Source organism: Planococcus plakortidis (genome assembly GCF_001687605.2).
In the GTDB taxonomy this organism is placed as follows: Bacteria; Bacillota; Bacilli; order Bacillales_A; family Planococcaceae; genus Planococcus; species Planococcus plakortidis.
The window spans coordinates 2291372-2312455 of the sequence record NZ_CP016539.2; the positions used below are offsets into that span (position 1 = coordinate 2291372).

Genomic DNA, 21084 nt, shown 5'->3' on the forward strand with positions numbered 1-21084 from the left:
TCCTCCACAAACTTATGAAATGGTATTTTCTCTTAACTGCTTGGCCTTCACGCGGCCGTTTTTCAATTCTACAACGCCTGCCCCGACAAATACCAGGACCAGCACCAAACTTAATGCGTAGAATGGCAAGCCAAAGTCTCCTGTGAATATCGCTTTATAGAACACTGCCCCGTAAATGCCCCCAAGGACCGGCCCGACAATCGGCACCCAGGCATAGCTCCAGTCAGAAGGCCCTTTGCCCGGAATCGGAAGCAATGCGTGTGCGATACGGGGGCCCAGGTCACGTGCAGGATTGATCGCGTAACCGGTCGTGCCGCCGAGCGACATGCCGATCGCGATAATGAGCGCCCCGACGATCAAGGGATTCAAGCCTTCCGTAAATTCGTTCGCCCCGATGAACAACAAGCCCATGACCAAAACGAAAGTCCCGATGATTTCACTGATTAAATTGGAAAACGGGCGGCGGATAGCGGGGATCGTCGCGAACACAGCAAGTTTCGATTCCGCTTCCTCCGTTCTGTCCCAATGCGGAAGATAATTGAAGAAGACGATCACGGCACCGATGATGGCACCAAGAATTTGTGCGGCAATATAGGCCGGCACCTGTGACCATGGAAATTCGCCGACAAATGCAAAACCTAATGTGACTGCCGGGTTCAAATGCGCGCCCGAGAAATTCCCGACCGCATAGACGCCCATCGTCACTGCAAGCCCCCAGGCGATCGTGATAACGATCCAGCCAGAGTTTTCCGCTTTCGAATCCTTCAAAACCACACCTGCTACAACACCGGCACCAAAAATGATGAGAATCATCGTGCCGATCAATTCAGCTAAAAACATTGTCATTTTCCATACACCCCTTTTTTAGACATCCCGCTTTCCCGAGACCCGCCATATTCGGCGGGATACGGATCCAATCAGGATTTCCATGAATATTCAAGGCCCGAACACAAAAAATCCGCATCGAACGAAGGCCCGATGAATTGGGGCCTTTGTCCGATGCGGATCTCCTGTTCTCCTGCACGGTCCTTAAACTTGTAAAATCAATTTAGCAGTTATTGAAAACGCTGTCAACAATTAAATCGGCCGTTTCAGGGGAAGCTGTTGCTAAAAAACGCGTTACCCTTTGTTAAGGGCATTGAATCATTACGCATCCCATAGTTCCGCCTGCGAGGTCGAAACGGCTTCCGCCCCTCCTTCGAAGGCAAGTTCGATGTCCTCTTTCGTGCGGATTAAGCCGCCCGCAATGATGGGGATACCGGTCCGTTCATGGACTTCCTTAATGATCGACGGGATGAGCCCTGGCAATAATTCGATGTAGTCGGGCTTTACCTGGTCGATCAAACTCAAATTATGTTCGAGCGCATGGCTGTCGAGCAGGAACAAGCGCTGGATCGTCATCAATTTATTTTTCTTCGCGAGGGCGATGACATTGCTTCTTGTCGAGACGATGCCGTCCGGCTTTACTTCCCGGACCAAATATTCGATGCCGTAAGCATCCGTTTTCAAACCTTGGATCAAATCGGCATGCAAGATGACTTTCTTGCCTGCTTTCTTGGCAGCCGCCACCAGCGGCTTGAGCTGGGCGAGCCTGACTTCCAGAAAAATGATAGTCTCCTGGTCGCTGGCAAGCAAACGTTCGAATTCCTTCAAGTTGCGCATGACAGGCACCACGCCTTTTAATTTAACCAACAGCTTTTCCTCCTCCGGTTAAAAAACAATCTACGGACATTATGCGCCAGCTTCGTTTCCTGCACAACTATTTGCTACCGGCTTCTTTTCGCCGGCCGATTGCGCTAAAATGGCAGTAATCATCCAAAAGGAGTTGGCGGCCATGCGGGTCAAGAAAGTGCAGAATGTCTATCAACTGGCTTTTATGCCTACAGTGTTTCCGGTGAATTGTTATTTGGTTGAAGAACAGGAAGGCTTGACGCTCGTCGATTGCGCTTTGGGGTTTGCGGCAAGGGATATCACTTTAGCGGCGAAAACCATCGGTAAACCGATTACGCAAATCGCGCTGACGCATGCCCATGCCGACCATGTCGGCGCGCTTGACAACTTGAAGAAACAGTTTCCCGCCGCCCAGGTCTCTGTATCCGAACGGGAAGCGAAAATCCTGTCGGGAGACCCAGGCGCTTCGCCTGAAGATGGGGGCAGGCCAGTCAAAGGCGGGATCCCGAAAAATATCCAGACAACCCCCGACCGCCTGCTGCGAGAAGGCGACCATGTCGGCACGCTTGAAGTCGTGTCGTCCCCGGGGCATTCCCCGGGATCGATTTCCTTTTTCGATCGGCGCTCCGGCGTCCTTATCGCAGGAGATGCTTTCCAGACGCGCGGCGGCACGGCAGTTTCCGGGACCTTCAAGCCGCTGTTCCCCTTTCCGGCCATGGCGACTTGGGACAAGCGCGCGGCACTCGACAGCGCGAAAAAATTGACTTTGCTGCAACCGGCCTATCTTGCCGTCGGACACGGCCGCATACTCGACCATCCTGTGCGCTTCATGGAACAGGCGATCCGCGATGCCGAGCAAAAATTAAACCCTAGCCGAAATGGCTAGGGTTTCTTCTGTTCCAACTGCTTTCGCTCGACGCGCATGAACCATACCGGCCGCGTGATTTCCGAAACCTCCTCCACTCGCCGGACGATTTTAAACCCGACTTTTTCATAAGCCCGGATCGCTGGCTTATTGCGGATATCGGGATCGGTCACACAGCAAGTCACCGAGCCATCGCGGAATACGACTTCCGCCAGAAAGCGGCGGATGACCGCTTGGCCGAAACCTTTGCCCCGGTAGGCAGGCGCCCCGATAAGAATATCCATGCCGGCTGCCTTCCGTAGTTCCGCAAACTGTTCGCTGCCGGGATAATCGCTCCAACGGAATGTCTGGATATAGCCGATCGGCTCTTCCAGATAATAAATAAGATACGGTTCTGTCGGGTCCCGTCCCTTGATGCTGCCGACAAATTCGTGCACGAATTCCCCATAGGTGCCGTTATAGCTATATCCCCAAAAACGGTTGATCTGCGGTTCCTTCGTGATCCATTCATATAGCTGCGGCAAATGTTCCCGCCGCAAGCGCTTGAAACTGATATTCTCGACCTGCAAGGCCATGAAACATCCCTCCCCGTGGGCGCAGCTATTCCCGGTCCTTATCTACCGGCGGCCGCAAATAATTCTTCAAATGTTCGTTCGGCAATGAAAACATCGTTTCGACAGGCGAGTAATTCCCGGCAAGCCGCCCGATCGGTACAAGCTTTTTCGTGTCGATCCTGCCCTTATCGTACAATTCATCCTGGATGTGATAGCGCAGTACTTTGCCGATGATGAGATGGTCATCCCCGAGCGGAATGGCCTGCACCAGCTCGCATTCCATGCTCACGGGTGATTCTTTCACGCGTGGGACTGAAACCACTTCAGATGATACAGGCGTCAGCCCCGCATAAACGAATTCATCGATTTCCGGTGCCAGATGCTCACCGGTTTTGGCCATTTCATTTGCCAGGGGGGCAGAAACGATATTGACGACAAATTCGCCCCGTTCGCGGATATTCGCGAGTGTATCTTTTACTGTCCCCGCACGCGCTTCCACCCCTTCGCCGATCGAGAAAGCTAGCATCGGCGGATTGCGCGAGGCGACGGTAAAGAAACTGAAAGGCGCCAAATTCAACTCGCCGCTGGACGATACGGATGATACCCAGGCAATCGGCCGCGGCAATACGCTGCCGATCAGCAGTTTATAATTTTCCTTGGCCGTCTGTTGTGCTGGATCGATAATCACAAATGACCACTCCTTTTTCTATTCCTCCGAACCGTTGTGCTCCGTGGGGCCGGCTGACTTTTGCAGTAAATAGCCGAACAGTGAAATCCCCGCCAAGTACGGCAGGATCATCATGCCGAAACCCGTTCCGTACTCTTCCATCGTTCCTGCAAACTGCAGATATAGCCCCCAGGCGATATAGAATAAATAACCGGCGGCGACAAAGCCAAGCCAGATATACCGCTTCAGCCACCAAGGTAATAATAGCGGCGCCAGCAGGAAGACCCCAAATTGGATGCGGCCCATCCATTCATACACGAATTCCATCTCTCTCACACTCCGCCCTGCGAAATCACGAAGCCAAACCCCAAGCGCCGCTAAATGATAATTCTTCAATACTTTATATAAGTCTTAACTTTCGCCATTTGCCGGACCGAACCCTTTTTATATGATTTTTTTCCTGCCAAAAAAGATAAATGGTTTTCATGGGACACTTCTTTTGATGTTGATCACCGGGCTGACGGATTACTGAAAAAGGCCTAGAAAACAAGAAAGTATTATATCATTTCTGACAATATAGGTTTATAATACAGGTAATAATCAGGGAGGTGTCTTCTATGGAATGGGAACGCAAACTCGCCCAGTGGCGCGCGGCAGGGCTCATCGATCAAGAAACGGCCGAGCGCATCCAGGCGTTTGAAACCCGCCAGCCGAAAAAGCGCAAGCTGCCTCTGTTGCTCATCATCGGCTTGATCTTTTTCGCCCTCGCCGTGTTCAGTTTCATCGCGGCCAACTGGCAAGCCATTCCCGCGATTGCAAAAGTCGTCATGGTCGTATTGCTTATGTGGATTTTCTATGTAATCGCTTATTTCTCCGAAAAGAAGCATTTTGGCCATCCGATCATTTTCCGGATACTCGGTTACTTGATGTTTGGGGCAAGTTTAGTCGTGACCGGCCAAACTTTCCATCTCGGCACGGGATCAAGCATCGTGCCATGGGCCATGTTCATCGCCGCCATCGCGCATTTCTTCATCTGGCACCACGCTGCGTTTACTGTGCTGGGATTCATTAGCGGTATCAGCATCCTGGTATCGGCTGCGCCAGGCCTCGGCTTGATCGAATGGCTGCTGTTCATCGCTGTCACGCTCGTTTGGTTCTTCCTGGCCAAAGATGGGCCGGTGATGATCTTCAGCTGGCTCCTGCTCCTCGGTTCGGGGTTCCTCGTCTGGAGCATCTGGGACATCGACAGCCCGCTCGTGCCGATCTGGACCTTGTTTGCGCTCGTCTTGCTGTTGCTGCTGATCCCAAAGGACAAACAGAAGCTATTGGCGCCGCTCTACCTGATCGTAGGCGGGATCCAATTGATCGTCTTCCTGGCGATACGCGGGGAAAGCGATATGGCTTTTGTGGAATTGACGATGCCTGAATCGATCGCCCTTGCGGTTGCGGGCATCGCCGTCCTTGCACTCGCGTACTTCAGGGAACGCCGCTTGATGTGGCTTGGCGTGCTCGGATTCGTCGGCTTCATGCTGTTCGATGAAACAGCGATCGCCCTGGCCATCGTCGCGGAATTGACCGCGCTCGCCTATTTGATCATCGCCCAGCGCCAAGATCAGCCACTCACTTTGGGCTTCGTCTATTTCATCGTCGTCCAATTCGTTATCTACGTGATCTACGCATGGGAACGGCTCGACATGTCGCTGTTCTTCCTGATCGGCGCCATCCTGCTGTTCGTGCTGTCAGGCATCGCCTGGTGGCTTAACCGCAAGAAAGAAGGTGCAGTGACATGAAGAAATGGCTAATGCCTGCCCTGCAGACCGCTTTTGTCGCATTGCTCGTCGTCAGCTTCTACGCCACTTCGTGGTTTGGGGACCAATACGTATTGCGCGCTGAACCTTACGACCCATTCGACCCGTTCTACGGGGAATACGTCATGCTGCAGTACCCGGACCTTGACGCGCCCGCTAGCATTTCCGATGGCGCCGTCTACTTCACCTTGACGGAAGGCGAAGATGGCTACGCCGTCATCGACCGCATCGAAGAGCGCCCGTTCTTCGGCGCCATCAATGGCAGCAAATACGACCGCCGCGTCGTCGCCCCGCAGCTTGAGAATTTCTATGTCGAGCAAGGCCGCGGCCCTGAACTTGAAGATGCGGTCGATCTCCAAGTGACCATCGACGTTGCACCATGGGGTTCCATACGGCCAATCAGCATCGCCCCAAGGGAAGAATGAAGGCATAAACAAAACCCGGCATACAAAATGCCGGGTTTTTTCAGGCTGTCGAGAAAGGTAAGAAGTCGTATTTTCCGAAGCTTATCGCTCGCTTTCCGTGGGGCGGGAATCGAGCCTCCTCAGCCGCTATCGCGACCTGCGGGGTCTCTCAAACCCGCTAGCCCCACAGGAAAGATAAGGCCGAACTACGTGAGACCTTATCTTTGCGAAGTAATGCGCAGCATTATTGAGCAGAAGGGTTTACGAGCAAACGCTTCTCCAAATACTAAGCTAGATTTTTAATTTTTAAATGCCAAAACGCAGTCACTTTTTTAAAAGTTTAGTAGATTTTAGACTTATTCAACACTCACTGCGCTTCCCCGAGCACACTCGACCGCTCCAGTAAACAATTCCGGTAATAATTGTCCATCTCTTCCCATAAAACTTCATTGCTGAAATTCTGGCGGACCCATTCCCTGCCGGCTGCTCCCAGCGCTTCGCGCAATTCAGGATCGCTGATCAACTTATCCAGCTTCTCCAAGACATCCCGGTGGCTGTCGGGATCGACCAAAAAGCCGGTCTTCCCATCCAGTAAGGTGTCGCGCGCGCCCGTCACATCTGCTGCGATGACCGGAATGCCCGCCAGCGCCGCTTCCGCAGACACATTGCCGAACCCTTCGCGCTTTGTGAGGAATAAAAACAGATCCATCAGATGGTAAAACGGCACGGGGTCCAATTGGTAATCTTCGTGGACGATAGCGGGGTGATCGGTGATCGTCTCACGCGTCCACTCCGAAACCGCATCCGCCGATTCGTAATCCCCGACGATGAGCAGCCTTAAATTCGGGTGCTGCGCGTGCAGCTCGGTGAACGCGCGCACCGTTTCATCGATGCCTTTATCTTTCGTGATCCGCCCCATCGACCCGATAACCAGCTCTTCGCCGGTCCATCCATACGCTTGGCGTTTTTTCTCCACCTTCCCCTTCATGTCCTCGTTCCATTCAAAGCGCTCCAGATCGAAGCCGTTGACGCTGCCGTGGCCGAGAATCCTGATTTTCTCGGCTGGCGCGATTCCCAACTCCACAATCTGCTGCTTTAAGCTCGGCGAGACTGCAAGCAGATGTGTCGCCGAAGCGGCGGCGATTTTCTCGGCCATCAGCAGGATTTGCCGCTTGATGCCATCCGTAGTCTCCAGGCGCAAGCCGAGCACATTATAAATGCGCACCGGCACCCTGCAGAAATAAGCGGCAAGCGAGACGATCAATCCGGCTTTCGGCGTCCCCGCATTGACGATATCCGGTTTTTCGGCACGGATGACACGGATGCAGGCAAAGAGCGAGTCCAGATCTCTCTTCAAGGCGATTTCGCGTTCCATATTGACGTGCAGCACTTTCACGCCTTCTTCTTGTTCAAAGATCTCCGCGTAGCTGCCTTCCGAAGTCAAGGCTTTCACTTCAAAGCCGCGCGATTCCAATGTCTTTAACTGCCCCCTTACCAATTGCAAGCTTTGGGCAATGGTCATGGCGTGCAATACTTTCGCTGTCATGGCGGACCGCTCCTTTTCAGGCCCCTCGCACTGCACGGGCAGATGCAACCGGGCTGCCGATTTGTTCCAACAATTCCTCTGCGTAATGAGTGGCGTTATTCTTTTTCACCGAGAATACCTTCTCGCTGCCGCGGATCAATTTCGTTAAAATATCACGTTCATTGGCGAGTGCTTCGTCAATTTTTAATCCAGGGTTGAAGAATTCATAGGCCGTGAGCAACGGCGAACGTAAATAATTGAATTCATAGCGGTTCAAGTTCATCAGTTTCTGGAGCGCCACCGCCTCCGCCTGTTCTGCGACATAGTCTTCCCCTCGTTCAAGAATCGCGACATGTGTCACCACCTGTTGGTCGAGCAGGGCCTGTTCGCCGACATACTCCGTAATCGGGTCCGGCTTTTTGAAGCTGATGTATTCCATGACCGGCAATAGTTTATCGACACGGTTCTTGATTTTTGCGCCCATCCCCTGCTCGACAGTGGAGTAATAGCGGAATGTGCTGGTCCACGGAACGGAATGGATCGTTCTGCCGTCCGTGATGGCCAGATCTTCCGCGATGAATTCGGCGCCATGCTCCATGCAAGCCGTCATGCTGCTCAAGGTCTTGCCGGTATCCGGCGGAGCGAAGACCGTCAACGTCGATTCATCCTTCTTGAACGCGGAACAATGGATCGGTGCATAGCCTTTTTTCAATAACAGAAGCGTCGCAAGGTCGGTCATGATGTAACCGATGGAATGAAGGTTCATGATCCGGTGGGTGATGAGTTTATAGTAAGCGCGGTTGACGGTGATTTTCGGCTCATCCGTCAAGAAGCCTTCCGCGCGGATGCGCATGCGCCCTTTTCCTGCATAGTTGCGCGTGTAATAGATCTTGTCCGCCCCAGGCTTACCGCTGAAATAATGGTATTTACCCATTGCCTCATGTTCGGCATCGTCATTGAATTCCTTCAACTCCACCTGCATGCGGACCGCGCAACGTTCGTATTGTTCACGGCTGCCTTCCGGAACGTTATGGCCGTATGACCAGCCGAAATTCTTGATATTCGTCTTGACCCCAAGCACTCCTGCAGATGCAATATAATAATATGTTTTCAAATGAAACTCCCCTTTGTTTTTGATTTTTCCCCGCATGACCCGGACCTTTAGTTCAGTTCGCCGGCTGGCACCAGCGATTCGCTGAGGCAGTTTCTATAGAAACTGTCCAGTTCTTTCCATAGCACCTCGTTGCTGAAATGGGTGCTTGCCCATTCCCGTCCGGCTTCCCCAAACCGCACGCGCAAACTTTCGGATGCTATCAACCTGCCAATCGTTTCCGTGATTTCCGGAAGGTTTTCAGAATCCACCAGCAAGCCTGTTTTTCCGTCCACAATCGTATTGCGTGCCCCCGTGACATTGGATGCGACGACAGGCATGCCGCATAAAGCCGCTTCGATCGACACATTGCCAAAACCCTCACGCTTCGTCAGGAATACGAAGATATCCATCAAATGATAATACGCCACCGGATCCGGAAGAAATCCGGTCTTGATGATTTTCGGGTTATTCTCGATTTCCCATTTCACGCTCTGTTCCACCGGGTCATCGTCTTCGTAATCGCCGACGATGAGCAAGCGCAGCTGTTCGTTTCCCTGGCTTAGCGACTTGAAGGCCGCGACCAGTTCATTGACCCCTTTATCTTTGGTCAGCCGGCCGACAAACCCGAGAACGACATGCCCGGTTCGGATGCCATACCGTTCACGGATTTGTTCCTTGGCTGCTATGATGTCGGGATTCTCCTGGAATCTCGCAACATCAAAACCGTCACCGCTGCCTTTTCCGAGGACGCTGATTTTTTCTTCACTGGCGATGCCGAATTCGACCGCCCGATCCCGCAAGCTATCCGATACCGCCAAGCAATGCGTGGCGGAAGAGGCAGCGAGCTTTTCCATGTTCAACAATAGACTGCGCTTCCATCCGGCAGTCGTCTCCAGCCGCAAGCCCCGCATCGTGTACACACGGACGGGCACCCGGCAAATCCGAGCGGCAATCGTCACGACCAGTCCGGCTTTCGGTGTGCTCGCATTGACGATCGACGGGCGTTCCCTCCGGAATAGAGAGATGCAGCGGGCAAGCGATTGCACATCGTGAAGCGGGGAGATGCCCCTGTCCATCGATAGTTCGAGCATGTCCACTTGTTCGCTTGCACGAAACTCCTCGAACCCCGGCCCTTTGGAGCTCAATGCTTTCGGGTCGAACCCGCGGCCTTTCAAATAACGCAATTGGCCATCCATGAAGCTCAAACTTTCCGAAACAGTGACGGCATGGATCAATTTCGTTGTCATGGCAGTTCCCTCCGCTCAGCTTTTTTCATAGATTTCTTCAGTCCGGAACACTTTGACCACCGTCTGCGCCAGGATATACAAATCGAGCCGCAAGCTTTTGCGGTTGATGTAATCGATGTCGATGTCGATCTTTTCATCCCAGCTCAAGCTGTTGCGCCCGCTCACTTGCGCAAGCCCCGTGACTCCCGGTTTCACCATCAGCCGCTGCTTCTGGTAATCATTGTAATTATCCGTCTGGTCGGTGACAGTAGGGCGTGGGCCGATGAACGACATATCGCCTTTGACGATGTTGATCAGCTGGGGCAATTCATCGATGCTGGTCTTGCGGAGAATATTGCCGACTTTCGTGATGCTGGGATCTCCGTCGAACGGATCGATGCGGTTGCGCTTTTTATCCCGCCCGTGCTCCATTGTCCGGAATTTATAGATGGTGAAATGCCGTCCGTAAAGGCCGCCACGCTGCTGCTTGAACATTGCAGGCCCTTTTGACTCGAGGCGGATCAATAAGGCAACTGTTAGCAATAATGGCGATAAGACCAATAACATCAAAGCGGCAATGACGATTTCGAGAAAGCGTATCACTGCATTCGAGCGCTTCGGCTGCTTTTTTTCTTCACTGAAATCTCCTATAATCATGGGCTGCCCCCTCCTCACATTCTCCATAAGGTCACCTTCTCTGGCTTTTCATCCCGCTCTAGTATGCTTTTGACGTCAAATACGTAACCTGCCTTGCCTTCGAGCAAGCGCTCATATAACTTCCATCCCGCTTTCCGGTAAGCTTCATGCGGCACCGCGAGTATGACCGAAACCGCCGGAAGCAGTTCTTCCTGCTTCGTCAGCAAAACCCCGCCTGCGCATTCCGACTGGCCCAGTTCAAGCCTGGCATCTGCGACCTGGACGTCCATCCCGTATTCCCGAAGTTCTGACACGAGGTCGATCACCCCTGCTTCTGCCTCTTCGCTTGCCCCGTCCTCTCTCGTGACACCGAGCACCGTGATGCGCGCTTCATGGATGATGACTTCGTTCTGGATCAGTTTCTTAATGACCCGCTGTGCCACTTGCCTGCCTTTCTGTTCTCCTTTGCACCAGAATTGGTCCATGCCGTGCCATGGCACCGGATGGTCCCCGAGCGGATCCGGTTCGATTTTGATAAACCCCCGCCTGGTGTTGGCGGTTTCCAATACGTCATGCGTATCGATTCCCTGCTGGTTCAAGGTGAGTGCCACTTCGTTCATCAAAGCGATATTCACTTCCTTTTGCGCAATTTCAAGCAATTGGGCAGCTTCGGCGACACGGATCGACTTCGCTTTGTAAATGCCCCCTTCGTGGATCGGGGCGAACAGGTCTGCAAGATAATCAGTAACCGGCCCACTTTGCCCTGCGATCACTTTGCGCATTTTCGCAAGTTTCCCCTGCGCTTCACTGCTTTGCCACCTTGCCGGGACAAAGCCGACAAAGAATTCCTTCCCGGCAGCGAAACCGGAATGTTGCTCGAGCAGGGGGATGCAGATTTCCTCGGTTGTACCGGGGTAGACCGGGGCTTCGAAAATGAGTACCGACCCTTTTTTCATCTGCTTCCCAACGATCCGGCAGAGCTCCGACAGCGCATCCAGTGTATAAGCGGGGCGCTTCGAACCGGTGATCAGGAAGATTCCCGTCTCTGCCAGTTCACCGGCTTGATCGGTAAACACAATGCCCTTCTCATCGAACCTTGCCCTTTTGGAGCGATCCGGATCGAATACGATGACCGGATAAACGGCGCCGAATGCTGTTGCTGCCAGCAAGCTGTTTTCTCCGGCCCCAACTATTGTGATTTTCACGTTTTCCATCATGAGCCCACCTTCTCCCCCTTTTTCCCCGACCATTTCATTTTGGTGAATTCGAGCAATTGCTTGCTATTCGCTGCAGCGTACGACAGCAATAAGAGCGGGATGATCTTATTGCGGTGGCGCATTGCCGTTCCCGCACTTTGCGTTCCATATGAATAGATGAAAACGGTCATCCCGATCACCAGCAGGATGAATATTTTCGTCCTCACCGGCATTTCACTCCGGTAAAGGCCGTACAACGTCGCCCCGATCAAGAACAGGTAGACGCTGGAATCAAACAGGAAACTGACGATATCCCCAGCCCCCCGCCAATCGAGCGGAAGCGGCGAAAAGAGGAAGTAGAACATTTTCAGCGGTGCAACGAGCAGCGCCGCGACACCCGACAGTCCACTGAAGCTTGCAAGATAGACCGACCCGCCTTCAGCGAATATCTCGTAGTCGACCGTGCCACCTTCTTCGGTGACGAATTTACTCAAGAAGACATCGGCGTTCTGGAAGACGATGAACGAAATGCCGCCGACAAACAATAAGTACATGAGCGGGATCGAAATTTTCTTCCCCATCTTGCCACGCTCCAGCCAGACAAAGGACGCGATGTAGACGAGCAGCAAACCGATCATGCCGGTATGGAACAACATCGCAAGAACCGACAGCACGACGGCCCAGCCGAACTGGAGAAACGAGCGCTCCCCGATCCAGCGCAGGAAGTAATAAAGCGACACTGTCGTGAAGAAAATGATCAGCGCTTCCCGAAGCAGGATGCTCGACATGAAAATACTGTTCGGCATGAGAGTGAAGATGAGCAAAGCGATAAAGCTCAATTTCTTCTCGATCTGCAAATAATTCAACGACTTGAAGAGGAATACGGCCGAGAACACCCAGCAGGCGATGTTGAGGAATTGCGAGTAAGCCCGCTGTTCACCGATCATATAGTAGAGCCCTGATAAAAATGGCACGTAGACGGTATGGGTCTGGTCAAGCGGATATTGGCCATTCGCCACCAGCACGGAAACTTCGTGGAAATATTCTGTATCCGTACCGCTCGAGAAAATCCCGATCGACGGGACATACAAATCGATGAATAAAATGACCACCCGCACCGCGAACCCCGCAAAGATGACGAACAGCCATTCATTCTTCAACGTGCGGTATAGATACAAGGAGATGGCGACGATACCGGTAAAGACAAGCAGCATCGCATAGCCATCACCCGGCGGAAGAAAATCCTTGATCAGGAACGTCGCGAGAATCTGTATGATAAAAAAGCCAAGTACATAAATCATGAATTTCCACCCCTCTTTTCAACGTCTGGCAAGCGCCATCAACCGTGCCTTGTAATAGGCGATATCGCTCAATTGCAGCATCCACAGCATCGCTGCGTAAACAATGACTCCCGTGGCAACACCGATGAACAAGGCCGGAATATCACCCGTTGCCAGCAAGGAAACCGTATATGCCGTTCTGGCCGCGATGCCCATGACGATGGCGGCAACGATGCCTTTCGCCAAGTCGATCATCAACCGCCGGCTGTCGAGCGAACCGATTTTCCGTACCAGTGATGCGTACAACAGCACCGTACTGACAATCGCGGCGATGCTCGTCGCAAGTGCCAAGCCGTTCAGCCCGATTACACGCGACAGCACCAGGTTTAACGCGACGTTCAAGAACATGGCGCCGAATGCGTTGATCATCGGCGTCCGTGAATCTTCCAGGGAATAAAACACTTTCGACAGCACTTCCCTCAGCCCGAACCCAAGCAAGCCGAGTGCATAGAAGAACAATAAGCCCGTCGTCATCGCAACCGCCCGCTCCTCGAACGCCCCGCGCCCGAACAGGAGCTCCGTAATCTGCCGCGCAAAGATCATCATGCCGACCGCGGCGGGAATGACGATCAATGAGACAGTCGTAATGATTTTCCCGACGACATCTTTCAATTCAGCCATATTCTTCCGGACGGCGAGCTTTGAGATTTTCGGGAACATGACTTTCACGACCGCCAGAACGAAAATCGCCTGGACGAAAAATACGATGCGATGTGCGTAGGTGAGTGCCGAAATCCCGCCCTCCGCCAGCTGCGAAGCGATGGTGCGGTCTACCAGGATGTTGATCTGGTCCGCCGACACCCCGATGATGACCGGGATGGCAAGCATCATCATCTGCTTCAGGTCGCGGTCTTTCAGGTTCAACACCAATTGGTGGCGATAGCCGCTTTTGCGGATCGCCGGCACCATGTACAGAAATTGCACGATGACGGCAATGACCGTTCCGATGGCGAGCATCATGATATCCATTTTCGAACTGACCACAATCGTTGTGATCAACAGCACATTCAGCGGCAAGCCGCTCAGCACCGTCGGCAGGAACCGGTCTTTTACTTCCAGGTAGCTGGTGAAAATGAAGATCAGGGCCGTGAAATAAAGCGTCAGCGAAATGATCCGCGTGAACAATACCGCGATGCGCAAGGTTTCGCCTTCGAACCCGTAGGCGAACAATTTGACGATCGGCACCGGGAACACCAAGAGCAGGATGACCAGCACAGTCGACAGCAGCAACACTGCATTCGTGACGTTGGCGGTAAAGCGTTCTGCCGCTGCATCGCCCCGCTCTTCACGGATTTTCGTGTAAACCGGGATATAGCTCGCGGCGATGCCCATGCCGATAAACGCAAAGAACACCGTCGGGATATCGGTCGAGATCAAGTAGGCGTCGGTCAATCCATCGGCACCGTAGAAAAACGATAGGAAGATGTCCCGTGAAAAGCCGAGAACTTTCGTGATGATGACGACGAACATGATGGCGATGACTGTTTTTTCCATAGTTTCAACCTCTTTTGCATTCATTCTGGAAGCAACGATCCGCTCCCGAAGCGGTGGTGCAGCTTATGGCTTGATCCGGCCATCGATATAAAGCATCCTTCCTCAGAATTTGGCGCGGATGGAATCCTGTTGTTGTTAATCCTAGGGGGCGGAGGTTAAAAGAGGGTTAAACTGTTTGAGCGTTTTGAAAAAGCTTTGGGGAATTCAAATATTTTTTAATGGAAGGGAATCTACAAAGATTGAGTGGTGGAGATTGCGCTCCAAGGGGCACGCTTGGGGCCTGCAGGATGCAGGTCATGCAGCTGAAATCGCGACAGGAAGTAGCGATTTTAAAAATAGATAGTGGAGAGAAGAGTGGGAGAGATTGCACTTCAAGGGGCACGCTTGCCGAGGGGCGGGTGTTGAGCCAATGTGCCGCAAAGAGCGCGACACATTTGTCTCGCCAGCCCGCTCAGTCCCTCAGGCTTCGGCCCCTTTCCGCTCCATCTCTAGTTTTAGAGAGAAAAGATAATCATTTAGCTTTGAAATTAATGTGAATAGTTTTGTTCAACCTTGATCATGTCCAGCTAAGCATCAGCACAAGTGGATGATCACGAGAAAATAACATACTTTGTCAATTACCAACTTCAGTGGAATGTAAAAGCCGAACCAAGCATACGGGTGAGCCGGAGTAACGAGACAAGTGTTCTTCTTGGCTCATTGCGGGAGGCCAGCCCCAAGCGGGAGGCGACTCGCTTGGGGAGCAATATACAAAGAACATGCCATCTCGCCAGCTAGCCCAACTAAATTTCCCATTACACAAAGATTCCCAACAACAACAAGACATTAAAAAACGCCTGCCAAAAACTTGGCGGGCGCTTAGGGATTTCATGAAGTTTCATACGCTGCTCAATTGCTTGCTGGCATTCGCGCGGTACGCCGGGAAGAATGGTTCGCCCGCGGTGGCTCTGGACTTTTTGCATAGCTCTCCGTAGATCTCTGCGTTCCAGATTTTCCGGCCGGTGTAGAACCGGAAGCCGGTATGCTGGCCGAATTTCTTCTTGAATTTATAAAGCGGATCTTCCGCATCATTCGTCCGGCCGCCACCCGTATGGATGAGCTTGACGCCATTCTCTTTGCCCCAGCGCACGGCGCCGTATTGCAAAACATAGATCGGCGACAGCTGATGGAAATCGTGGACGGTGCCGGAAAGATGGGTATGCATGATGCCCTCATAGAGAAAGTGCAGCTCTGCCGCAATGACCTGGCCTTCGTAAATCGCTTCAGCCAGGACGATTTTATCGGCGAATTTCAACAGACAATTATCGAAGTAATCATCGTCGAAGAAGTAATAGGCATCGGCATGGACCCGGCTCATCGTTTCATAGTAGATTTCCTTGAATCGTTGAAGATCGCCCGGCGCAACGGTGATTCGGCAAGTAACGCCTGCATTCAGCGCACGGCGCAATGTCTTCCTGGCAGATTTCGAAAATTCGGAAGCTACCGGATCGTCGAAGCCGGCAAGTGTCGTCCCGACAGTTTCACGCTGGAACGTGACCTCGTAGCAATTGGAAAAATCGCGGGCATTGTCGAAGATCGGATGAAAACGGACAAACTCGCTGACGATGCGCTGGTCCTTGCAGTATTCACGGAACGCAAGCTCAAAATCAGTGACCAAGTCGGAATGGCAGCCTGTCGCACAGCGGATGATCCGCGGCCCACCATAACCATACGGAGTGATGGCATCATACCACCTCTCCCCATGGATCAGCATCGGGATTTCCCGCTTGATAAACAGATGCCTCACTTCGCCGTATGCACTCTGGAAGACGAATTCCTCGCATACTCCATGCTCCATTCTTTCGTAGAGTTTGCCGTAGGCTTCTTCAAAAAATAAGTCATTCAATGGGTCCACGTCCTTTCATCATACGCCGCTCAGACACGGCTCGCTTCCAAATGCTTTTTGCAGCGATAGGCCGGGAAATAATCGGTCGCTGCATCCGCCGCGTTCAGTTCGCATAATTTCTTATAAACCGGCTTGTTCCATATTTTCTTCCCGATGTAGAAATCAAATCGGGTATTTTTCCCGAATTGCCTCTTGAACATCAACAAACTATCGTTCGGGTCGTTGGTCCTCCCGCCGCCGTCATGGATGAGCCGGTAGCCATTCGCTTTCCCCCAAACCGTCAGCGCGTATTGCAGCACATAGGCAGGATAAGCGTGGTTGTAATCACTTAACGTACCTGACAGATGGGTATGGATGCGATCGCCGTAAGTGAAGTTCAATCCCATCCCGATCACTTGCCCCTCGAAGATCGCTTTCGTCAACACGATGTGGTCAGCAAAATACTCCAGGCATTCCGTGAAATAATCTTCTTCGAAATAATAATAGGCATCCGCATTATTGCGGTTCATCGTTTCATGGTAGATGTCCTTGAATTCGCCCAGGCTTCGCGGATTTTCGATGATCTCATAGCCCACGCCCGCCTCAAGCGCCTTGCGGATATTTTTGCGTGTCGACTTGGAGAACTCGCTTTGGACCGGGTCTTCGTAGGCCGCCAGATTGGTACCTACCGTCTCGCGCAAATAACGCACCTCATAGCAATCCTCGAAATCCAATGCATTGCCAATGACCGGATGGAAGCGGACGAATTCACTGATGATGCCGCGTTCTGCGCAATATTCCCCGAACGTTCGCTCAAATGCCTCCACCAAGTGGGCTTTTCTGCCTTCTGCACATTCTTTGATGATTGGCCCTCCATAGCCATACGGAGTGACGATGTCGAAATATGGTCCACCTGTTACGGACATCGGAATCTCACGGCGGATGAACTGGTGACGCACACGGCCCAACGGATGCTCAAACTCGAACACCTCACACCGGCCATTCTCGATCACTTCGTATAATCGGCCGTAATTTTTTTCGAAAAACAAATCCTTCACATGCTAAACCCCATTTCTTCTTTGTGTTGTTTGTTTGCTCCCCCTCTGGTTTCTCTTTGTCAAACCTCGCTTACCTCTTTCGCCGGCCGCTTCCGGTATGCCGGGAAAAACTCATCCGTAACGGCAGTGTTCGCTTCCCGGCAAAGCCTTCTGTAGACTTCTTCATTCCATACTTTCTGGCCGCTATAAAATGAAAAACTCGTCTGGCGCGCGAATTGCTGCTTGAACCGAAGCAAATTATCGTCGGGGCTATTAGTGCGCCCGCCCCCTCCATGGATCAGGCTGATGCCGTGTTCTTTAGCCCAGAGGACTGTTGCATACTGCATGATATAAACCGGCGATAGATGATGGAACGCTTCATATGTTCCAGATAAATGCGTATGGATCAAATCATTGTAGGCAAATTGCAGTTCCATGCCGATCACTTCGCCCCCATAAAGCGCTTCGACGAGCAATAGCTTCTCGCCGAATGACTCGAGCAATTGACTGAAATACTTTTCGCTGAAGTAATAGAATGAATCGGCATGATTGCGGTCCATCGTCGCAAAATAAATCCGCTGGAATTCCTTTAGGTCGCGCGGCCCGAGGGTCACACGGAATTCGACGCCATCGCGCAATGCTTTGCGGATGTTCTTGCGTGCCGAAGCACTGAACTCCGCTTTTACCGGATCATCGTAAGCGGAAATCGCTGTACCGACCGTATCGCGTAAGTAGCGCACTTCGTAGCTCTTTTCGAAATCCTGCGCATTGCCGAGCACCGGATGGAAACGGATGAACTCACTGACCACCCTTTCCGATTCGCAATAAGCAGCGAATGCTTCCGTAAAAGCGGATGCCAGCTCTTCCCGATGTTCCGGTTCACACCCCGTCATCAACGGGCCACCGTATCCATATGGCGTCACGATGTCGAAGTAGCGTTCAGACCCGAGCAAAATCGGAATCTCCCTCTTGATAAACATATGCCGCACGTGCCCAAGCGGGTGATCGAACTCGAATACTTGGCACACGCCTTTCTCTATTTCTTCATACAACTTTCCATAACGTTCATCGAAATAAAGATCCCCCATCATCTTTTCCTTCTTTCTCGTTGTAGGTTGCGGATGATTCCGCCCCACTGTATTGTGGAGCTCCTGGCATTGCATGCACTCCTTTCCGAATGGAAGCTTTCATTAGCACCTATCCTAAAAGACCCAGGTTAAAGACAGGTTAAACGCGATGACATTTTTTAAAAGGCGTATATATAGACAAAAATGCCCGAAAAGGGGACAACATTCTTTGCGAAACTGAAATAATTTACTTAATATAGGAAATGCAGGACTACTAAAAAAGAGGTGCATATCGATGAAGTTCTATAAATGGCTCGGCAATGCGCAGGAATCCGATGCGCTGGAAGACAAGGGCTGGTTCGTCTTGACGAATGGCGGCGATGCGGCAGCCATCAATGAACAAGGAAGCCCGGCTGGCGACGGCATCGAAGCTTACGAAGTGCTCGACCAAAAAGGAAAGCTTGAAGACGGGGCTTTTGCCGTATTCAACAACATCCCGGTGACGGAAGAAGGCCGCGAACTGTTCGAATCGCGCTTCCAGAACCGTGCAGGCCTCGTCGAAAAAGAACCGGGCTTTGCAGCGATCCGCATCTTGCGCCCGCTCGATTCCGATACTTACGTCATCCTCACGATGTGGGAAGACGAATCCGCCTTCACCAACTGGCAATCGTCCCAGGCTTACTCACACGCACATAAAAAACGCGGAACTTCGGAAGGCATCGACAAACGCCCGAACATCTTCCCGCGCCCGTCATTCGTCACCACCTATTCCAAATAGAAAAAGAGGCTTCCGGTTGGAGGCCTCTTTTTTCTATGGAGAACTATGTGAATACATCGATGTGTTTGAAGAGCACTCCCCCTCCAGATCAAAAAGAAAAAACCGCAGCAGCTGCTGCGGTTTAACAGAGTGTTGAACAAGTCTATGAACAGCTATAAATTAGAGTGAAAATTATTTTTCTACATTTTATAAATCAAAGGTCTATCTAAGTATTTGGAGAAGCGTTTGATCGGAAAACATTCTGCTCAATAATGCTACGCATTACTTCGCAAAGATAAGGTCTCCCGTAGGTCGATCTTATCTTTCCTGCGGGAATAGCGGGTTTGAGAGACCCCACAGGCAATGAATGAGCGAAGCTATGCTGAGCCTATTCATTTGCGACGCATCTGCTGGCAGATGTGGGAGCAAGCGGGTTTTCTGCGATGCTCGAACGTAGTGAGAGTTGAGCACAAGGGTTTTCGGTAGCGGCCGAGGAGGCTCGATTCCCGCCCGCGGAAAGCGATCAATAAGCTTCGGAAAATACGGCTTCTTACCTTTCTCGACAGCCTGAAAAACCGCAGCAGCTGCTGCGGTTTAACTTACTTTCTCCCCGGCCAAATAGCGCGCAAGCACCATATCCTCGCCGCTTTCCGAGATGACTTCGAGCTTCCGGTTGATCTCGCGGATCGTCCCATTCAATTCCTCCATCGTCTGGCAGACGATATTGAAACGGCCCAGCATCTGCGAGTAGGAGCCGGTTACAGTGATCTCATCGCCCACTTTACGCGTAGGCACCCAGGAAATGACGGGCGGCAAGTCCATGATTTCTTCCAGCCCGCGGATCTCGCGGATCGTTCCCGGACCGAGCAGCACCGATAGATTGCATGACGGGTAGCGCATATAGCCATCATCGAAATTGCTTAGATCGTACTGTGAGATGTCTTCCCCCACGGCAAAATCGAGCATCATTTCCAGCAAATTGACATCGGTCTGGCGCTTGATGATCTGGTAATGCTGTTCCCCGCTCAACCTGTAGCCCATCTCGTAAATGAAGAATTCCCCGTTGTCATAAAGCGACTGGATCAGCACAAGCCCGTTCTTCAGCCCCATGCCTCTCAGCATTTCACGGAGATTGGCGTCATGTTGCGCGATGAATTCGGCGAGATGGCTGGACGGATAGATCGTCGCGATGGGCAGGGGCGGGCTTTGGTGTCCTTGGTTATAGACAAACCGGTCAGTCACAGCGGATAAGATCACTTCCCCGTCTTGTAATGTGTAGTACATTTCGACACCATGGTTCGTATCGATGAACCGTTCGACAAGAACACGGCCGTGGCGCGAAAAGCGTTTGGCTTTTTCGGCCGCTTCGTAGAGTTCCGCTTCATTTTGGCAGACAGTGATGCCTTTGCTGGCGTAGCTGTCGACCGGTTTGACGATGACCGGATAGCGAACCGGCACCCCATCTCCTTTTTCGTACTGCTCGATGACCGGCACATCGAACCGCCGGCAGAACTCCTTGAACCGGTCTTTGTTGGAACTTATCTCCAAATGCTCTTTCGTGGCATAAAACGGCAATCCAAGCCGTTCAGTCAGTAATTGGGCATTCCACGTGTTGATGTCGTCAAAAGCCGTCAGGACGCCGTCCACTTGCTCTTTTCTTGCCATATTTTCAAGCGCATCAATATCTGCCGTGCTGATATGGTAAGCTTTGTCGGCATTTTTCTTTGCCGGCGACTCCTCATTATTATCCGTGACGATTGTGTACAGGCCCATGTTTTTAGCGGTTTCGACTACATCGACCATATGCGTGATGCCGCCGAGAATAAGCAGCTTCTTCTGTTTTCCCACGGGAAACACCCCCCTTATCGATATCCAGGCAT

At 52.0% G+C, this 21084-nt stretch carries 20 protein-coding genes; 4 read left to right on the forward strand and 16 right to left on the reverse strand.

What is annotated here, in order from left to right; genetic code table 11:
• Positions 1-12 precede the first annotated feature (12 nt).
• Together BBI15_RS11565 and BBI15_RS11570 are read right to left on the reverse strand one after the other, a co-directional pair.
• Complete coding sequence (locus BBI15_RS11565) at positions 13-846, reverse strand: MIP/aquaporin family protein (RefSeq protein ID WP_068869702.1); 834 nt, start codon at positions 844-846, stop codon at positions 13-15.
• A 300-nt stretch (positions 847-1146) separates the two neighbouring features.
• Positions 1147-1692: a glycerol-3-phosphate responsive antiterminator gene (locus tag BBI15_RS11570; protein ID WP_068869703.1), complete on the reverse strand. Its 546-nt coding sequence runs from the start codon at positions 1690-1692 to the stop codon at positions 1147-1149.
• Positions 1693-1834: 142 nt separating this feature from the next.
• Here BBI15_RS11570 and BBI15_RS11575 point away from each other — a divergent pair, with 142 nt between their 5' ends.
• Positions 1835-2557: an MBL fold metallo-hydrolase gene (locus tag BBI15_RS11575; protein ID WP_068869704.1), complete on the forward strand. Its 723-nt coding sequence runs from the start codon at positions 1835-1837 to the stop codon at positions 2555-2557.
• Here BBI15_RS11575 and BBI15_RS11580 read toward each other — a convergent pair.
• Genes BBI15_RS11580 through BBI15_RS11590 form a run of 3 tightly spaced genes read right to left on the reverse strand, consistent with a single transcriptional unit; the run spans position 2554 to position 4084 of the window.
• Positions 2554-3111 carry a GNAT family N-acetyltransferase gene (locus tag BBI15_RS11580; RefSeq protein ID WP_068869705.1) on the reverse strand — a complete coding sequence of 186 codons (558 nt, stop codon included), beginning with the start codon at positions 3109-3111 and terminating at the stop codon, positions 2554-2556. The two genes, BBI15_RS11575 and BBI15_RS11580, sit on opposite strands and share 4 nt — an antisense overlap.
• Before the next feature lie 25 nt (positions 3112-3136).
• Complete coding sequence (locus BBI15_RS11585; protein WP_068869706.1) at positions 3137-3778, reverse strand: flavin reductase family protein; 642 nt, start codon at positions 3776-3778, stop codon at positions 3137-3139.
• Positions 3779-3796: 18 nt separating this feature from the next.
• Positions 3797-4084, reverse strand: a complete 288-nt coding sequence (locus BBI15_RS11590) for a hypothetical protein (protein ID WP_068869707.1) — start codon at positions 4082-4084, stop codon at positions 3797-3799.
• Positions 4085-4374: 290 nt separating this feature from the next.
• Between BBI15_RS11590 and BBI15_RS11595 the strand changes: the two genes are divergently transcribed.
• Entirely contained in the window at positions 4375-5547 is a 1173-nt protein-coding gene (locus BBI15_RS11595) for a DUF2157 domain-containing protein (RefSeq protein ID WP_068869708.1), read from the forward strand.
• Positions 5544-5990 (forward strand): GDYXXLXY domain-containing protein, encoded by a 447-nt coding sequence (locus BBI15_RS11600; protein WP_068869709.1) that lies wholly within the window; start codon positions 5544-5546, stop codon positions 5988-5990. Before BBI15_RS11595 ends, BBI15_RS11600 begins: the two co-directional genes overlap by 4 nt.
• Before the next feature lie 346 nt (positions 5991-6336).
• Here the strand turns inward: BBI15_RS11600 and BBI15_RS11605 are convergent, their stop codons facing one another.
• From BBI15_RS11605 to BBI15_RS11650, 10 genes are all read right to left on the reverse strand, one after another.
• Entirely contained in the window at positions 6337-7515 is a 1179-nt protein-coding gene (locus BBI15_RS11605) for a glycosyltransferase family 4 protein (RefSeq protein ID WP_068869710.1), read from the reverse strand.
• Between the two features lie 16 nt (positions 7516-7531).
• On the reverse strand, positions 7532-8608 hold the full coding sequence (locus tag BBI15_RS11610; RefSeq protein WP_157101652.1) for a hypothetical protein: 1077 nt from the start codon (positions 8606-8608) through the stop codon (positions 7532-7534).
• Positions 8609-8655: 47 nt separating this feature from the next.
• Positions 8656-9834 carry a glycosyltransferase family 4 protein gene (locus BBI15_RS11615; protein ID WP_068869712.1) on the reverse strand — a complete coding sequence of 393 codons (1179 nt, stop codon included), beginning with the start codon at positions 9832-9834 and terminating at the stop codon, positions 8656-8658.
• 15 nt (positions 9835-9849) lie between these two features.
• Positions 9850-10470, reverse strand: coding sequence for a sugar transferase (locus BBI15_RS11620; protein ID WP_068869713.1), 621 nt, complete (start codon positions 10468-10470; stop codon positions 9850-9852).
• A gap of 14 nt (positions 10471-10484) precedes the next feature.
• Positions 10485-11666, reverse strand: a complete 1182-nt coding sequence (locus BBI15_RS11625) for a UDP binding domain-containing protein (protein ID WP_068869714.1) — start codon at positions 11664-11666, stop codon at positions 10485-10487.
• Complete coding sequence (locus tag BBI15_RS11630; RefSeq protein WP_068869715.1) at positions 11663-12946, reverse strand: hypothetical protein; 1284 nt, start codon at positions 12944-12946, stop codon at positions 11663-11665. Before BBI15_RS11630 ends, BBI15_RS11625 begins: the two co-directional genes overlap by 4 nt.
• A gap of 18 nt (positions 12947-12964) precedes the next feature.
• The gene (gene murJ, locus BBI15_RS11635) at positions 12965-14479 is read right to left on the reverse strand and encodes a murein biosynthesis integral membrane protein MurJ (protein WP_068869716.1); all 1515 of its coding nucleotides are present in this window, start codon (positions 14477-14479) and stop codon (positions 12965-12967) included.
• Between the two features lie 877 nt (positions 14480-15356).
• A complete protein-coding gene (locus tag BBI15_RS11640) occupies positions 15357-16364 on the reverse strand; it encodes a GNAT family N-acetyltransferase (protein WP_068869717.1) in 1008 nt (335 codons plus the stop codon).
• Positions 16365-16393: 29 nt separating this feature from the next.
• The gene (locus BBI15_RS11645) at positions 16394-17401 is read right to left on the reverse strand and encodes a peptidoglycan bridge formation glycyltransferase FemA/FemB family protein (RefSeq protein WP_068869718.1); all 1008 of its coding nucleotides are present in this window, start codon (positions 17399-17401) and stop codon (positions 16394-16396) included.
• Positions 17402-17460: 59 nt separating this feature from the next.
• Entirely contained in the window at positions 17461-18471 is a 1011-nt protein-coding gene (locus tag BBI15_RS11650; protein WP_237150867.1) for a GNAT family N-acetyltransferase, read from the reverse strand.
• Between the two features lie 271 nt (positions 18472-18742).
• Here BBI15_RS11650 and BBI15_RS11655 point away from each other — a divergent pair, with 271 nt between their 5' ends.
• A complete protein-coding gene (locus tag BBI15_RS11655) occupies positions 18743-19225 on the forward strand; it encodes an antibiotic biosynthesis monooxygenase family protein (protein WP_068869720.1) in 483 nt (160 codons plus the stop codon).
• Between the two features lie 573 nt (positions 19226-19798).
• Here the strand turns inward: BBI15_RS11655 and BBI15_RS11660 are convergent.
• Positions 19799-21052 (reverse strand): ATP-grasp domain-containing protein, encoded by a 1254-nt coding sequence (locus BBI15_RS11660; RefSeq protein ID WP_068869721.1) that lies wholly within the window; start codon positions 21050-21052, stop codon positions 19799-19801.
• Positions 21053-21084: the final 32 nt, after the last annotated feature.

What these genes read in the sequence shown, in the direction of transcription:
- BBI15_RS11565 (WP_068869702.1), bottom strand. Translation starts at nt 846, where the DNA reads ATGACAATGTTTTTAGCTGAATTGATCGGCACGATGATTCTCATCATT.
- BBI15_RS11575 (WP_068869704.1), top strand. Translation starts at nt 1,835, where the DNA reads ATGCGGGTCAAGAAAGTGCAGAATGTCTATCAACTGGCTTTTATGCCT.
- BBI15_RS11580 (WP_068869705.1), bottom strand. Translation starts at nt 3,111, where the DNA reads ATGGCCTTGCAGGTCGAGAATATCAGTTTCAAGCGCTTGCGGCGGGAA.
- BBI15_RS11590 (WP_068869707.1), bottom strand. Translation starts at nt 4,084, where the DNA reads ATGGAATTCGTGTATGAATGGATGGGCCGCATCCAATTTGGGGTCTTC.
- BBI15_RS11595 (WP_068869708.1), top strand. Translation starts at nt 4,375, where the DNA reads ATGGAATGGGAACGCAAACTCGCCCAGTGGCGCGCGGCAGGGCTCATC.
- BBI15_RS11600 (WP_068869709.1), top strand. Translation starts at nt 5,544, where the DNA reads ATGAAGAAATGGCTAATGCCTGCCCTGCAGACCGCTTTTGTCGCATTG.
- BBI15_RS11605 (WP_068869710.1), bottom strand. Translation starts at nt 7,515, where the DNA reads ATGACAGCGAAAGTATTGCACGCCATGACCATTGCCCAAAGCTTGCAA.
- BBI15_RS11615 (WP_068869712.1), bottom strand. Translation starts at nt 9,834, where the DNA reads ATGACAACGAAATTGATCCATGCCGTCACTGTTTCGGAAAGTTTGAGC.
- BBI15_RS11620 (WP_068869713.1), bottom strand. Translation starts at nt 10,470, where the DNA reads ATGATTATAGGAGATTTCAGTGAAGAAAAAAAGCAGCCGAAGCGCTCG.
- BBI15_RS11625 (WP_068869714.1), bottom strand. Translation starts at nt 11,666, where the DNA reads ATGATGGAAAACGTGAAAATCACAATAGTTGGGGCCGGAGAAAACAGC.
- BBI15_RS11630 (WP_068869715.1), bottom strand. Translation starts at nt 12,946, where the DNA reads ATGATTTATGTACTTGGCTTTTTTATCATACAGATTCTCGCGACGTTC.
- murJ (WP_068869716.1), bottom strand. Translation starts at nt 14,479, where the DNA reads ATGGAAAAAACAGTCATCGCCATCATGTTCGTCGTCATCATCACGAAA.
- BBI15_RS11650 (WP_237150867.1), bottom strand. Translation starts at nt 18,471, where the DNA reads ATGATGGGGGATCTTTATTTCGATGAACGTTATGGAAAGTTGTATGAA.
- BBI15_RS11655 (WP_068869720.1), top strand. Translation starts at nt 18,743, where the DNA reads ATGAAGTTCTATAAATGGCTCGGCAATGCGCAGGAATCCGATGCGCTG.